Annotated in this window: 17 protein-coding genes and 1 tRNA gene; 9 read left to right on the top strand and 9 right to left on the bottom strand. The window is 65.5% G+C overall.

Annotated elements, in window-relative coordinates:
• Positions 1-43: 43 nt before the first annotated feature.
• The gene (locus EPN33_01950; GenBank protein TAN24550.1) at positions 44-2,494 is read right to left on the bottom strand and encodes an ABC transporter permease; all 2,451 of its coding nucleotides are present in this window, start codon (positions 2,492-2,494) and stop codon (positions 44-46) included.
• A 182-nt stretch (positions 2,495-2,676) separates the two neighbouring features.
• On the opposite strand from EPN33_01950, the gene EPN33_01955 reads away from it, so the two are divergent.
• Positions 2,677-3,543, top strand: coding sequence for a polyprenyl synthetase family protein (locus EPN33_01955; protein ID TAN24551.1), 867 nt, complete (start codon positions 2,677-2,679; stop codon positions 3,541-3,543).
• Positions 3,544-3,563: 20 nt separating this feature from the next.
• Entirely contained in the window at positions 3,564-3,758 is a 195-nt protein-coding gene (locus tag EPN33_01960; protein TAN24552.1) for a hypothetical protein, read from the top strand.
• 277 nt (positions 3,759-4,035) lie between these two features.
• Here the strand turns inward: EPN33_01960 and EPN33_01965 are convergent, their stop codons facing one another.
• The 3 genes from EPN33_01965 to EPN33_01975 form a co-directional block, all read right to left on the bottom strand.
• Entirely contained in the window at positions 4,036-4,461 is a 426-nt protein-coding gene (locus EPN33_01965; protein ID TAN24553.1) for a response regulator transcription factor, read from the bottom strand.
• A gap of 273 nt (positions 4,462-4,734) precedes the next feature.
• Entirely contained in the window at positions 4,735-5,421 is a 687-nt protein-coding gene (locus EPN33_01970) for a hypothetical protein (protein TAN24554.1), read from the bottom strand.
• 166 nt (positions 5,422-5,587) lie between these two features.
• Positions 5,588-5,677 (bottom strand) — tRNA-Ser (locus EPN33_01975).
• Between the two features lie 39 nt (positions 5,678-5,716).
• Between EPN33_01975 and rsmD the strand changes: the two genes are divergently transcribed.
• Together rsmD and EPN33_01985 are read left to right on the top strand one after the other, a co-directional pair.
• The gene (gene rsmD, locus EPN33_01980; GenBank protein TAN24555.1) at positions 5,717-6,298 is read left to right on the top strand and encodes a 16S rRNA (guanine(966)-N(2))-methyltransferase RsmD; all 582 of its coding nucleotides are present in this window, start codon (positions 5,717-5,719) and stop codon (positions 6,296-6,298) included.
• Positions 6,299-6,403: 105 nt separating this feature from the next.
• Positions 6,404-6,694, top strand: coding sequence for a hypothetical protein (locus tag EPN33_01985; protein ID TAN24556.1), 291 nt, complete (start codon positions 6,404-6,406; stop codon positions 6,692-6,694).
• A gap of 19 nt (positions 6,695-6,713) precedes the next feature.
• Here EPN33_01985 and EPN33_01990 read toward each other — a convergent pair whose 3' ends face one another.
• From EPN33_01990 to EPN33_02000, 3 genes are read right to left on the bottom strand one after another with little or no spacing between them, the layout of a single operon-like run.
• The gene (locus tag EPN33_01990) at positions 6,714-6,911 is read right to left on the bottom strand and encodes a hypothetical protein (protein ID TAN24557.1); all 198 of its coding nucleotides are present in this window, start codon (positions 6,909-6,911) and stop codon (positions 6,714-6,716) included.
• Between the two features lie 29 nt (positions 6,912-6,940).
• Positions 6,941-7,666, bottom strand: coding sequence for an HAD family hydrolase (locus EPN33_01995; protein TAN24558.1), 726 nt, complete (start codon positions 7,664-7,666; stop codon positions 6,941-6,943).
• Positions 7,667-7,725: 59 nt separating this feature from the next.
• Positions 7,726-7,926, bottom strand: coding sequence for a twin-arginine translocase TatA/TatE family subunit (locus EPN33_02000; GenBank protein TAN24559.1), 201 nt, complete (start codon positions 7,924-7,926; stop codon positions 7,726-7,728).
• A 214-nt stretch (positions 7,927-8,140) separates the two neighbouring features.
• Here EPN33_02000 and EPN33_02005 point away from each other — a divergent pair, with 214 nt between their 5' ends.
• The 3 genes from EPN33_02005 (at position 8,141) to EPN33_02015 (ending at position 10,462) form a co-directional block, all read left to right on the top strand.
• On the top strand, positions 8,141-8,434 hold the full coding sequence (locus EPN33_02005; protein ID TAN24560.1) for a co-chaperone GroES: 294 nt from the start codon (positions 8,141-8,143) through the stop codon (positions 8,432-8,434).
• A 30-nt stretch (positions 8,435-8,464) separates the two neighbouring features.
• Positions 8,465-10,102: a chaperonin GroEL gene (gene groL / locus EPN33_02010; GenBank protein TAN24561.1), complete on the top strand. Its 1,638-nt coding sequence runs from the start codon at positions 8,465-8,467 to the stop codon at positions 10,100-10,102.
• A 105-nt stretch (positions 10,103-10,207) separates the two neighbouring features.
• Positions 10,208-10,462, top strand: a complete 255-nt coding sequence (locus EPN33_02015; GenBank protein ID TAN24562.1) for a hypothetical protein — start codon at positions 10,208-10,210, stop codon at positions 10,460-10,462.
• A gap of 137 nt (positions 10,463-10,599) precedes the next feature.
• Here the strand turns inward: EPN33_02015 and pgsA are convergent, their stop codons facing one another.
• On the bottom strand, positions 10,600-11,298 hold the full coding sequence (gene pgsA, locus EPN33_02020; protein ID TAN24563.1) for a CDP-diacylglycerol--glycerol-3-phosphate 3-phosphatidyltransferase: 699 nt from the start codon (positions 11,296-11,298) through the stop codon (positions 10,600-10,602).
• Between pgsA and EPN33_02025 the strand changes: the two genes are divergently transcribed.
• Complete coding sequence (locus tag EPN33_02025) at positions 11,198-12,490, top strand: hypothetical protein (protein ID TAN24564.1); 1,293 nt, start codon at positions 11,198-11,200, stop codon at positions 12,488-12,490. The genes pgsA and EPN33_02025 overlap by 101 nt on opposite strands.
• On the opposite strand, the gene EPN33_02030 is transcribed toward EPN33_02025, so the two are convergent.
• Positions 12,438-13,106 carry a response regulator transcription factor gene (locus tag EPN33_02030; protein TAN24565.1) on the bottom strand — a complete coding sequence of 223 codons (669 nt, stop codon included), beginning with the start codon at positions 13,104-13,106 and terminating at the stop codon, positions 12,438-12,440. The genes EPN33_02025 and EPN33_02030 overlap by 53 nt on opposite strands.
• A gap of 103 nt (positions 13,107-13,209) precedes the next feature.
• Here EPN33_02030 and EPN33_02035 point away from each other — a divergent pair, with 103 nt between their 5' ends.
• Complete coding sequence (locus EPN33_02035; GenBank protein TAN24566.1) at positions 13,210-14,232, top strand: hypothetical protein; 1,023 nt, start codon at positions 13,210-13,212, stop codon at positions 14,230-14,232.
• Positions 14,233-14,240 lie beyond the last annotated feature (8 nt).

Raw genomic sequence — 14,240 nt, forward strand, 5'->3', positions numbered from 1 at the left:
GCTCCCTGCTCCAGCATACAAGAACAGGGCCCTGGCCGGCAGCTTATTCACCGCGCAACGTGATCATGGGATCCACGCGCGTGGCCCGCAGCGCCGGCACGTAGCAGGCGGCCGCAGCGACCAGCAGCAGCACCAGGGGGACCAGCACCAGCGTGAGCGGATCATGACTGCTCACGCCGTAGAGAAACGAGGCCGCAAACCGGCCCACGACCAGCGCCACGACCAGACCGGCCACCGCACCCGCCACCGCCAGACGCAGGCCCTGGCGCAGAATCAGCCGCAGCACGCGCGGCCGGTCGGCGCCGAGCGCCATGCGCAGGCCGATTTCGTGCGAGCGCTGCGCCACCGCGTAGCTGAGCACGCCGTAAATGCCGATGGCCGCCAGAATCAGCGCCAGCAGCGCGAAGCCACCCATCAGCCACAGCGTCAGGCGGCGCTGGGCCAGCGAGAGCGCGATGCGCTCACGCATGGTCATCATGTCGTAGAGCGGTTCGTCGGGGTCGATCGATTGAATCGCGGCCGTGGCCGCCCCGCGCATCTGCAGGGGATCGGCCAGGCGGGTGCGGACCACCAGGTAGCCGTCATTGGCGTCGCCGGCCTGGACGGTGGGCACGAACGCTTCCGGCAGCCGGTCCATTTCGGTCGAGGCGTCCAGGCCGTAATCGAGAACACGCTGTACGATACCGACAATCGTCCATGTCTTGCCGTTCATGCGGAACTGCTTGCCCAGCGCTGTATCGAGCGGGCGCGGGCCGGGCCAATAGCGGCGGGCGAACAGGGTATCCACGATCGCGACCGGCGTGGATTGGGCGGTGTCGTTTTCATGGAAGCTGCGGCCGCGCAGCAGATGCATACCCATGGCTTGCAGGTAGTCGCCCGAAATCATGGCGTAGTTGGCCGAGGGCGTCTGCCCGGGCGGCGGCGTGGGGCGGCCAACAATCGTGAAGCTGTTCTCCCAGTCGTTGCCGCTGAACGGAAGCGGATAGACCTTGCCGGCGGCAAGCACGCCCGGCAGGCGCTCCAGATGCAGCCGCGCCTGGTGAAAGAACTGGATGCCCTGATCGGGCCTGGGATATTTCGCGCTGGGCAAGCTGATGCCGAAACTCAGCACATGATCAGGATTGAAGCCGGGATTAACGCGCTGCAACTGCAGCAGGCTGCGGATCAGCAGCCCGGCGCCCACCAGCAGCACCAGCGCCAAAGCCATTTCTACGGACACCAGCACGGCGCGCAAGCGGCCGCCGCTACCGGCAGCGGAGGTTTCGCGGCCGCCTTGTTTCAGCACCGCGGCGAGTTCGGTGTTGCTGGCATGCCAGGCCGGTGCGAGGCCAAACAGCACGGTGGTGAGCAACGCCAAGGCAATCGTAAAACCAAGCACGCGCCAGTCCAGGCTCATCTGATCGGCGCGCATCATGCCCAATTGCGGCGCAATGAGGGCTGGGGCGGCGCGCATGGCCAACCAGGCCAACAGCAAGCCGAGGGCGCTGCCGCCAATGCCGAGACAGAGACTTTCGATCAGATGCTCGTGGATCAGCCGGCCGCGCGAGGCGCCGAGCGCCGAACGGATGGCGTTGGCTTTTTGCCGCGTGGCGGCGCGCGCCAGCAGCAAATTGGCCACATTGGCGCAGGCGATCAGCAACACCAGACCTACGGCGGCGAGGAGCGCCCATAGCGCCTGCGGCCCGTCGTTGCGCACAACCCGCTGCAAGTAGGTGGTGACGACGGCGGTTTCGCCGGTATTGGACTTGGGGAATTGCTGCGAGAGATTGCGGGCGATGCGCGCCATATCGGTGCGCGCGGCCACCAGCGTCACGCCGGGCTTGAGGCGCCCCAGGGCGGTCAGTCCGGGATGACTGCCGCGGTTCAGCAGGCCGGATTGCGCGGTGGCTTCCGCGCCCAGCGGCACCCAGAATTGTGCGGCCTCTTTTTCTGGCGCCAGGCCGGGAAAGCCCGGCGGCATCACGCCCACAATGGTGTGCGCGACTGAATCCAGCTCGATCGCTTTGCCGACGATCTGTGGGTCGGCGTGAAAGCGCGTGCGCCAGAGGTGATCGGAAATGACGGCCACCGGCGTGGCCCCGGAGTGGTCCTCGGCGGCGGTAAAAGTTCTGCCGCGTTGCGGTTTGATGCCCAGCACCGGAAAGTACTGCCAGGTACAGTCCTGCCCGTTCAGCACCGCGGGCGGGCCGGCATGGGTGATGACGGCACCGGCGCCGCGGTAGGCCGCCAGGGCCGAAAAGCTGCGGTTGTCTTTCTCCCAATCGAGATAGTCGGGGTAGGAGATCGACATCGAGGGAAAATTATGGTCAGCCTCGCGCACCGCGAGCAGGCGGTCGGACTGAGGATAGGGCAGCGGACGGAGCAAAACGGCGTCCACCACGCTAAAAATGGCGGTGTTGGCGCCGATGCCCAAACCCAGGGTCAGAATCGCAATGATGGCAAAAGCTGGCGCCTGAGCCAGGCTGCGCAGTGCGTAGCGGAAGTCTTTCAGCATCGGTTCTCTTTCTATCTATACGCATCAATCGCCAAACGGATCGCTGGTTACACAAAAATCCGTGGCTCGCCACTATATGCCCTGGACGCTCCCGTTGGTCGCTTGGACTGCAGGCTTCGAAGGTTTGATTGGCGCGGGGTCCCGCTCGGCTACGCCGGGCGACTTGGTAAACTTGGGCAGCCATGAGCAGCACGTGGATCGAACCAGAGCGGAGCGAATGCGAGCGGCGCTTGCAGGCGGCAGTTCCGGCAGCCAGCGAGGCGCCGCAACGGCTGCACCAGGCCATGCGCCATAGTCTGCTCGGCGGTGGCAAACGGCTGCGGCCGCTGCTCTGCCGGGCGGCCGCCCGCGCGATTGTGGGCAGCGATTGCGAGCTCGCCTGGACGCCGGCGGTTGCCGTCGAGTTGGTGCATACCTACTCGCTCATTCACGACGATTTACCGGCGCTGGACAACGACGAGCTGCGGCGCGGGCAGCCGACCTGCCACGTTGTGTTTGGCGAAGCCCTGGCGATTCTGGCCGGGGACGCATTACTGACGCGCGCCTTTGCCGTGCTGGCGGCGGCGCCGGAGGCTGCGGCGATGGTGGCCGTGCTGGCCGCAGCGGCGGGCACGCCCGGCGGCATGGTGGCGGGACAGGTAGCGGATATGGAAGCGCGCCGCGACGCGCCGCTCGCGGCCGTGCGCGCCATCCACGAACGCAAGACTGCGGCGCTGCTGCGCGCCAGCCTGGTGTTGGGCGCTAGGGCGGCGGGCGCCGGCGCGGCCCAACAGGAGGCGCTGGGACGCTGCGGCGCCGCGCTGGGGCTGGCGTTTCAGATTGCCGATGACGTGCTGGATGCCAGCGCCTCCTCGGCCGAGCTTGGCAAGACCGCCGGCAAGGATGCCGCGCAAAACAAGGCGACCTGGGTTGCGGCGGTGGGTCTTGAAGCCGCCTGTCGCACCGCGGCGGACCTGACGGCGGAGGCAGAAGCGGCGCTCGGGCATTTTGGGCCGGCGGCGGACCATTTGCGCGACCTGGCCCGCCTCATCACCGCACGGCGGGGATGAGGTAGACTTTTTCTATTCCCATGCGCAACAAGAAAACCGTCCTGCCTCCCCGCTCACCGCGCTTCAATCGCTTTCAGACGGCGGTCGGCGGCCTGGGCTTTGTGCCCTCGGCCAACGGCGCCCGCTTTGATCCCTACAGCGAGCCGCCGCGCGAGCTGCAGCGGAGCAAGGCCGACATGGAGCAGATCGAGCGCATCGCCATTCCCGAGCGCTGATTACGCCGAAGCGTGGTGGCTCGCCACTTTTTGCCCTGGTCGCTCCCGATGGTCGCTTGGAGTGCGGGCTTCGATTCCCGGCCGGGTCCGCCCGCTGGCGCTCCGGGCTCCTCCAAGCTGCCGCCACAGGTCGTAGAAGCCCCGATCATCGCCGCGGCTGCGGGTCAGCCGGACGAGCAACTGCATCACGCGGCATCGAGCGGCCAGAAGTGGCCCCCATCGGGATCTCCCGCCAGCATGGCCTGCACACGGCGCGTGGGCGCGCATTGCAGCCCGATCACCTCACCCCCCAAGTCCTGGTGGGCGAGCTCGCGGCCTTCGCCGCTGCTCGTCTCCCGTGGCTCCAGGCGCGCACCGCCCGCCGCAACTGCGCCAACACCTCCGCCGGCGTGGCGGCTTCGTTGAGTTGCTGCACCTGCTGCAAAAGCTGACCCAGGCCGGCATCCGTCAGCCCGGCCCGCTGGGCTTGACAGCGGCGCATCAGCTCGCGCGCCGAATGAACGTCAGCCTTGCGATAGATGGTCTTGATGTAGTCCTTTACGGTGTTCTCGCTGAGCGCAAGCTCGTGGGCAATGGTCTTGACCCGCTTGGCTGCGATCAGGGCCTGCACAACCTGTTGTTCACGCGCGGAAAACGGCCGCTGCAGGGCGGGCTGGGCCGCCGGCGGCAGCGGCAGCACACAAGAGATCGAAGGGGCACTCATTGGTCTTTCATCCTCCTGCTCAGTCTGACGGTTACCCCGCTCAGAGGCACTTAGAGTGACAAAGACCCGAACCACGCTACAATCCGGAGATCCCCGACTCCCAGTAAGGGAAATCCCGGACCCTTGGGCGGCATCCCCTGGCGGCAGCTTGGAGGAGCCCTGAGCGCCAGCGGGCGGACCCTGCCGGGAATCGAAGCCTGCACTCCAAGCGACCAACGGGAGCGACCAGGGCAATAAGTGGCGAGCCACCCCCCGTGCGGGAGATTCCGGCTCTCAAGCGATGGCGCCGAGGGCGTGCAAACTGGGCTCACTGTGGATGAGGCGCGCCAGCAGCCGCATCACCGCCGCGTCGAGCGGTCCAAAATGACCGTCGGCCGGATCGCCCGCGAGCATGACCTGCACGCGCGGCGCGGGCGCACACTCCAGGCCGATCACCTCGCCCCCAAAGCCCTGCCGGCTCAGCTCACGGCCATCACTGCTGCCCATTTCCTGTACTTCCAGGCGCGCCCATCCGCGCTCGCGCAGCCGCTGGCCAAAGCCGTCGACCCGCAGCACCGAACCCGGCCTGGTGCTGGATACATCTCCCACCAAGTAGAGATCGGAGCCGCTGCGTACCCAGCGCCAGAAGGTGACCCGGCGGGCGCGCGTGCAGGCGCGCACTGCGCCGTGCAGTTGCGCCAGCGCCTCGGCTGGGCTGGCTTCCTCGCGCAACTGCTGCACCTGGTGCAGAAGCTGGGCCAGACCGGCGTCGGCGGGAACCACCCGCTCGGCCTGACATTGACGCATCAGTTCGCGAGCGGAATGAACTTCGGCCTTGCGATAGATCGTCTTGAGATAGTCTTTCACCGTGTTCACGCTCAAATCAAGCTCGTGGGCGATGTCTTTGACGGCCTTGGCCTGCGTCACGGCATAGACGATTTGCCGCTCCCGCTGCGAAAATTCCCGCTTCCCTGGGTTCATGGATGCCGCTCTCCTCGTCTGCTTATATAAGCAAATATCCTCATGTTGCTGAGGTAAAGCGATTCTGCCTCATGTTCATCGCAACCAGATATAGATTTGTAGCGAAGATTTGCGGCACAGTCCCGCGACATTGTCTTCGCGTTTTCTTTGGCACGCAGGGGGGGGGTGGCGGAGAGATGGGGATTCGAACCCCAGATACCCTTTCGGATATACACGCTTTCCAAGCGTGCGCCTTCAACCGCTCGGCCATCTCTCCGCACTGGGGTAAAGCGCTCTCTCAGTATAAACTTCAGCCATGCGTGTGGTGGGAGGGGAATGGGGCAGCCGGCGGCTGCAAGCCCCGGCGGGCCGGAACCTGCGGCCGACCTCGGACCGGCTCCGGGAAACGCTGTTTGACGTGCTTGGCCCGGCAGTGGCGGGGGCGGCCTTCGTCGACGGCTTCGCGGGGACGGGCGCGGTCGGGATTGAGGCCTTCAGCCGCGGCGCGCGGCCGGTAATCTGGATTGAAGGGGCGGCCGCGGCGGCGCGGCTGCTGCGTTCCAATTTGGGCGCGTTAGGGGCGGCTGCGGATCCCGCCGCCGTGGTGCTGGAGCGGCGGCTGCCGGCTGCGGTCGCCGCGCTGGCGCGGCTGCCGGCGCTGCTCGAGGCGGGCGGCGCGCAGTTCGTTTTTCTCGATCCACCCTATGCCGACACCCGCGTGGCCGAGCAGACGCTGCTGGGGCTGCAACAGTACCCGGAAGTGCTGGCACCCGGAGGCCGCGTGGTTTGGGAGACGGCAGCGCGCACCCGCCTCCCGGAAATCCCGGGCCGCTGGCGCGTGCAGCGGCGGCACCGGCAGGGCGACAGTCAGCTCGTGTTTTTTGAAATGGCATATTGAACCCGACTTTGCCGGCGGCGTCAAGCGGCTCCGGCGGGCAGCCCCGCTGCGCCCGAGCCGGCGCCTTGTTTTCGCGGCGGCGCGGGTGTAACAAAGAGCTTGGCCATGGAACCGTATCCGCAAACAAGCTCAACCGCAGCGCCGGCGCCACGTCCGGGGAACCAGGAAGCGCCTGAACAGGAGGCGGCGTTTTTCTTCGGCCTTTTCCTGCGCGGCTACAGCTATCAGGAGTTGCGGCAAGACATCGAAGTGCCGGCGGAAGTGCAGAATGAATGGCGCCGCACCTCGGCCCGCGATCCCAGCTTCGCCTCCGTGGCCGGGCAAATGCTCGCCTATCGGCGCCGCGTGCTCGCCATCTTTCAGTCTTTAATCGCCGCCGAGAGCCCGATTCAGTAGCGGCGCTGGGCCGCGGGCCCTATTCCGTAGGAGCGGCGGCCTTGCCCGACCCCTGGCCCCCGGCCTCTGTCCCCTGAATAAAATCCCAGCCGCCGCGGCCGCACTTGTTGCGGCACTCCGGCAGCACCTGCCCGGCGGAAAACTGTCCCGGCAGCTTGCATACGCTGCACCAGTAAATGCCCGTCTGCGGGGCCACGACTCCAGGTTTCAAGGCCATAGCGGTTTCTCCTGCGCTCCTCGACGCTTCTATTTTTTCATGGCTGCGAGCAGACCGGCGGTGAGTTCGGCAAAGGTATCCGCTTGCCAATCGGGCGGTTGCAGCCGTAAACTTTCGGGCGCGAAGCCATAGCTGACGCCGGCCGTCCAGGTGCCGGCGTTGCGGCCGGCGAGTACGTCCACCGCGGAATCACCGATCATCACCGTTTGCCGGGGTTCGGCGCGGCATTCCTGGAGCAGGGTGTGAATGCCGACGGGATCGGGCTTTTTCTGTTCGAAACTGTTGCCGCCATAGACGGCAGCCAGCAGGCCGGCGATGCCGAGGTGGGCTACGATTTCCTGGCTCGGCCGCACGGGTTTGTTGGTCAGCACGGCCAGGCGCGCGCCGGCGGCGGCGAGCGCCCGCAAGCCTGGCTCTACTCCCGGGTACAATACGGTGAAATCGAGCTTGTGCGCCGCGTAGTAAACCAGAAAGAGCTCAACCGCGCGAGCACTCAAGGCGGCATCGGCCTCGCTCAGGGCCGGCGCCGGCTGGGGCGGGCGGCTGCGATCCGGAGGCGGCGCCAGCCCGAGAGAGCGTTGCATCAGCAACGCCGCGCCATCGCCGACGTTGGCGCCCACGATGGCTTCCGGCAGCGGCGCCCGGCCGAGTTCCTGCAGCGCGCCATTCACGCTCTGCACGAGATCGGCGCGCGAGTCGATCAGGGTGCCGTCGAGATCAAAAATCAACAGGGCTTGGCCCGCTTGCAGGCGCAGAGTCGCTGGAACTTGCGGCGGGCCGCTGAAACCGGCAGGGGAAGATGGCGCGCGGATAGCTATTTCTTTTCTTCCGCGGTGGCAGGCGCTTTTGCCGGCTCCTGGCCCTGCGCTTTCGCCTCAGACATGGACTTCTTAAACTCCCGAATGCTTTCGCCAATGCCGCGGCCCAGTTCCGGAAGCTTCTTGGGGCCAAAAATCAGCAAGCAGATCACCAGGATGATGATCAGGTGTTCGGGTCGGAAAATGCCGTCAAACATGGGTACACCTCTCACCACCCAGAGCCGGCGCGAGTGGCTGCATTGAGTATAGCTCATGCCGTCAGCCACGGCGGCACCCATCTGCGGGGATTGACCGCCAAGCTACTTACCGGATATCATTAGCACTCGTGAGGGGAGAGTGCTAATCGCACCCTGCCCGGTGAACTTCGAACCAGGCAGGGTCCTTTCCCGCAAATTCTAAGGAGAACTACTCATGGCCAAAGTACGACCACTACACGACCGCTTGCTGGTCAAGCGGATCGAGGACAAAGAGACGATGCGTGGCGGAATTATTATTCCCGACACGGCCAAGGAAAAGCCGCAGGAGGGCGAGGTCATTGCCGTCGGCAAGGGCAAGGTCACCGAAGACGGCAAGGTGCTGCCGCTGGACGTGAAGGAAGGCGACCGCATTCTGTTTGGCAAGTACTCGGGCAGTGAAATCAAGCTGGACGGCGAAGAACTGCTCATTCTGCGCGAGGAAGAAGTGCTGGGCGTGCTCAGCAAGTAAGAAACCCGGAATCGAAGGAGACAGACAACAATGGCAAAACGAATTGTGCATGGCGAGAGCTCACGGCAGGCGATCCTGCGCGGTGTGAACATCCTGGCGGATGCGGTCAAGATCACCCTCGGCCCCAAGGGCCGCAACGTGGTGATCGAAAAAAAATTTGGTTCCCCCAACATCACCAAGGATGGCGTGACGGTGGCAAAGGAAATTGATCTGCCCGACCTGTTGGAGAACATGGGGGCGCAGATGGTGCGCGAAGTGGCGTCGAAGACTTCCGATGTCGCCGGCGACGGCACCACGACGGCCACGGTGCTGGCGCAGGCGATTTACCGGGAGGGCGTGAAGAACGTCGCTGCCGGCTCGAATCCGATGGCCCTGAAGCGCGGCATCGATCTGGCGGTCGCGGCGGCGGTGGAGTCGGTGAAGAAGATGTCCAAGCCGGTGCAGGGCGACATGATCGCCCAGGTCGGGACAATTTCGGCCAACAATGACGCCACCATCGGCGGCATCATTGCCGAGGCGATGAAGAAGGTCGGCAAGGACGGCGTGATCACGGTCGAAGAGTCGCGCACGATGGAGACGCTGCTGGAAGTCGTCGAGGGTATGCAGTTCGACCGCGGCTATCTCTCGCCCTACTTCGTCACCGATCCGGACCGCATGGAAGTGGTGCTGGAAGAGCCTTACATCCTGATTCACGAAAAGAAGATCAGCTCGATGAAGGACCTGCTGCCGCTGCTCGAACAGATCGCGCGCGCCGGCAAGCCGCTGCTGATCATCGCCGAGGATGTCGAAGGCGAGGCGCTGGCGACGCTGGTGGTCAACAAGCTGCGCGGCACGCTGCACGCCGCGGCGGTGAAGGCGCCGGGCTTCGGCGACCGCCGCAAGGCCATGCTGCAGGACATCGCGGTGCTGACCGGCGGCGAGTTCATCAGCGAAGAGCTGGGCGTAAAGCTGGAATCGATCCAGCTCAGCCAGCTCGGCCGGGTGAAGAAAGCCGTGATTGACAAGGACAACACCACCCTGGTGGAAGGCGCGGGCAAAACCGCCGAGATCGAGGGCCGCGTGAAGCAGTTGCGTACCCAGATCGACGACACCACCAGTGACTACGACCGTGAGAAGCTGCAAGAGCGGCTGGCGAAGCTGGTCGGCGGCGTCGCGGTGGTCAAGGTAGGCGCCGCTACGGAGAGCGAGATGAAGGAAAAGAAGGCTCGCGTCGAAGATGCCATGCATGCCACGCGCGCGGCGGTCGAGGAAGGCATTGTTCCCGGCGGCGGCGTGGCGCTGGTGCGCGCCGAAAAGGCGGTGGCCGCTCTCAAGGCGACCGGCGACGAGCAGATCGGCGTCGACGTCGTGCGCCGCGCGCTCGAAGAGCCGCTGCGCCAGATCGCGCAGAACGCGGGTCTGGAAGGCGCGATTGTGGTCGGCAAGGTGCGCGAAAGCAACGACGCCCACTATGGCTTCAACGCGCAGAGCGAAACCTACGAAGACCTGGTCAAAGCCGGCGTCATTGACCCGGCCAAGGTCACCCGTTTTGCCCTGCAGAACGCCGGTTCCATTGCCGGCCTGATGCTCACCACCGAGGCCCTGGTCGCGGAGATTCCTGAGGAAAAGAAGGAATCCGCGGCGCCGGGCGGCCCCGGGGGCATGGGCGGCATGGGGGGCATGTACTAGCCAGCTAGTAGCTAGTAGCTAGTAAGGCGGCGGCGCTTCGGCGCCGCCGCCTTTTTTATTCTGCGGCCCCAGATCGAGTTGGCAGCGCCGATACTATTAACCTACGTGAAGACCAACCGCGCCGCCGAAATCGAACGTGCCCGCAAAGAGCAGATCCGCTCTGCAAGCGGCAAGCCACCACGTGATGCCGCGGCCATAGAGCGGCACCGCATGCTGGAACAGACGAGAGTAGACTGGCTCGAAACCGCAACCGAACCCGAGGTCGTCCGGGAACTCACTCGCCACGGTTGGCCGCCCGGGACCGAGCGGCACGAGCGTATTTTGGAGCTTTTCCGTGAGCTACGAGCATCGCGTCGGTAGCTTCCAAAAACCGGCGATGGTCTTCTGCCTTCTGCTCCTCGGTCCAGTTCGCCTGCGCCTCTTCGATCAGGCGGGCCCACTCCGCCGCCACTGCCTCTAGCTTCGGATTGCTACGCCTCATACCGTCATAATACTGCCTATTCGGTGCGGGCGGGCTGGCGGCGCGCGACCGCGGCAGTACTCTCGCGGCGGCGCCGCTTGACACTGTCGTCGATCTGCCGCCAGAAGCGCCAGAAGTAGATGGAACCGGAAAGCAGCGCCACAATCACTACTGCCCAGAGGGCAATTTTGCCGAGCAGGCGCACATCGACGCCCCAGCCGAACAGGTACAGCGTGCCGTATTTGACCGCGACGATGATGATGCAGACCGCCACCACCTGGCTGACCATCTTCAGCTTGCCCCATTCGTTGGCCGCGATCGTAAAGCCTTGCGTGGCCGCCACGCTGCGCAGGCCGCTGACGGCAAACTCCCGGCCGATGATAATGACTACCATCCAGGCAGGCACCAGTGCCGAGTCGATCTGCACCAGGGAGATGAAGGCGGCGGCAATCAGGAGCTTGTCGGCAATAGGATCAAGCAGCATACCCAGGGTGGTCACCTGGCCACGGCGGCGGGCAAGATAGCCATCCAACAGATCGGTAATGGCGGCGGCCAGAAAAATGGCCGTGGCATAAATTTCGCGGTTGGGCAGGCGGGTACTGAACAGGGCCGCGATCAGCAGCGGGATCAAGAAGATGCGCAGCACCGTCAGAGCGTTGGGAAGATTCACGTCACCACCTTTCTCATTTGAACCCAGCCGGGGCCGCAGGTCAAACCTCCGTTCGGGCAGTGTCATGGCCGCCGTTGCGGCCGCGCTGGTGCTGGTCAGTCTGGCCGGGGCGACACCGCCCCGGCTGGGCTTCGCCTATTTCTATAAACCTCCGCTCGATCACACGCCGGCTGCGTTCGTCGCGCAGCACTTTCAGCTTATTCTGCTGACCCACGGCGATGAGGCCTACGCGGCCAGGCTGCGGCGCGACGGCTATGCCGGCCCGATTCTGCAAACCGTAGCCGCCAATGAAGCCGAAGGCCCCGGCCCCTATGCCAACGCCAAGGCCCACTGCGACGCGCACTACCAGCCCTACCGGCGCACGGTCGCCGACCGCCGGGACGTGTTTTGCCGTCAGATTCATCCTCACGAAAGCTGGTTCCTGCACAACCGCAGAGGTCAGCGGCTGTATACGCGCTGGCGGTCTGGCGATGGCGTCTGGCGCACGGTGTATGCAATGAATCCGGCGAGCCGCGGCTGGCGCCAGTTCCTGATCGCACGCCTGCGCCAGTACCGCCAGCAGCTCGATTTTGACGGTTTTTTCTTCGACAACGTGGATCTGAGCCGCACCCGGCTGTTGCGGCAGGTCGATGATCCGGATGGGCTCGAGGAGTTCTCCAGTGATGCGGCATTTCGCGCGGCCGTCGCCGGCTATCTGCAGGCCGTCCGCGCCGCACTGCCGGGCGTCCGGCTGTGGGCCAACCTGACCGAGGATCCCGAACAGCGCGGCGGGTGGGAGGGCTACTTGCCCGCGCTCGATGGCATTATGGTCGAGGATTTTGCGCTGGGCTGGAAACGTACGGCGCTCTCGCCGCCTGCCCGCATGGCGCAGTTGGCCAACATCCAGGCAGCCCTGCAACTGGGCAAGCGCGTGCTGCTGGTCGTGCAAGGCGCACCCCAGGATGAGCAGCGCCGCCGCTTCACCCTGGCGCTGGCCTGGGCGTTGCTGCCGCCGCAAGGCGGCCTCTACTACCGCTACAATGACGGCGCCACCAATGCGTACCGCCAGGTCTGGTGGTCGCCGCTGTATGCGTTCACGCCCCCGGCCGCCATCGGCCCGCTGCGGTGTCAGGATACGCACTGCCGGCGGCCGTATCCCGGCGGCGTGCTGGAGCTGGATTTGGCGCAGGCCCGGCTGCACCTGCCGCCCCAGTGGTTTGCCGCGGTCACTCCAGCCCGTAACGGGCGACATACAGCGCGGCCTCCAGCCGGTCGCTGACATGCAGCTTCTGGAATGCCCGGTTGAGGTGGGATTTCACTGTGGTCTCGCTGATCGCCAGTTGCGCGGCTATTTCCTTATTCCGCTTGCCCTGGGTGAGCGCCTCGAGCACGCTCAGCTCGCGCGGCGTCAGCTTGTTGGCCGTGCCCCCGCCCGCCGGGTGCATGACGGTCAGAGCCACTTTACGGTCAGCCCATAACTCTCCCGCATGCACGCTTCGGATGGCCTTGACCAGCAGCGGCAGCGGACTCTCCCAATCCAGATAGCCGCAGGCGCCGGCGCGCAAGGCCCGCGCCGCCAGCGCAGGGCGGTTTTCCCCGAGCACGAGCACGCGCGCCCCGGCGCGCTGGCACCACTGGCCCAGCCGTGTCCAGCCGCTGTAGTCCTGGGGAACGGCGGTCAATAGGACCTCGGCCGACGCCGGCACCCCGCCGGTGCCCGGCACCACCTGCAGTCCCGGCGTGGCGCTGAGGGCGGCGGCCAGCAGTTGATTCCACAGTTCCGAAGGCAGGCACAGACGGATGCGGATGGGAGCATGCAGTTGCGTGGTGGGGGACATTGCCGATTCGATGCACCTTGGTGCGATCCGGCTCTCCTTCCAAGGTTGCAATTCCATCCCCACCTATTTTGTTGTGCGGTTGCAACCTCCGGGGAATTGTTCTCTGACCAGCAGCTTTCTACGCTGGAGTTGTTGGTAAACCGGCTTTCTGGGAGGGCGCGTGCGACAGACGATTACAGCGGCAGTTTTCATCATCCTCGGAATGGCGGCGGCGAGTTTTGCCGGCGCGCAAGTGCTCACGGAACGGACGCTGGCCACGCCGTCGCCAAGCGAGGCTGCGCCTGAAGCCACTCCCACCACGTTGTGGGGCAGCGCGGCGACGGCGGATCCGGTCGGTGCGGGCGATCTGCTGGATGTGCGCGTTTTCGGGCAGCCGCAGTTGAGCGGCAGCCTGCGGGTGGCGGCGGATGGGGTGATCGCACCACCGTTTCTGAACAGCCTTCCGGTGGCGGGCAAAACCCCGTTGGCGATTCAAGCCGAGCTGGCGAACGCCTACAGCACGCTGCTGAAGCATCCACTGGTCAGCGTGCGGCTGCTGCAGAACAACAGCCGCAAAGTAAGCATCAACGGCGTAGTGCCGCGGCCGGGGGTATACGCCTTCAGCGGCGAACTCAGCCTGTTGCAGGCGCTGGCGATGGCGGGCGGGGTGGATCCCTCCAAGGCGAGCACCAGGATTCTGCTCTTTCACCAGCCGCCGGTGACGATGCGCAAGGGGGAGGGCGGCAAGCTGATCTACACCGCCAACAGCGTGCTGCAGACGATTGACATCGCCCGCATTGGCACCGACCCGGCGCTGGACCAGCTCCTTGAGCCCGGCGACGTGATTGATGTGCAGCCGGTGCGGCAGGTGTACCTGTCGGGGGATGTGCTGCATCCGGGGGCGGCGCCGCTGGTGCCCGACATGACGCTCGCCCAGCTCATCAGCTCCGCCGGCGGCTTTCTGCCGCAGGCAGATCACACCGTGCGGGTATTGCGGCTGCAGCCCAACGGCCAGCGGCGCACGCTCGTCGTCAATGTCGACGGGGCGCAACGGACGCAACAGCCGGAGTTGAAAATGGCGGCGGATGACATCGTGCTGGTGTCGGGCTCGGTGGTCCGCATGGCCGGACTGGAACTGCTTGACTTTTTCACCGCTTCCGGACGCTGGCGCGTGCAGCAAACGGTAGCCAATCACGTCTGGTAACCCCCTGT

The sequence above is a fragment of the Acidobacteriota bacterium genome (assembly GCA_004299485.1).
Classification (GTDB): domain Bacteria; phylum Acidobacteriota; class Terriglobia; order Terriglobales; family SCQP01; genus SCQP01.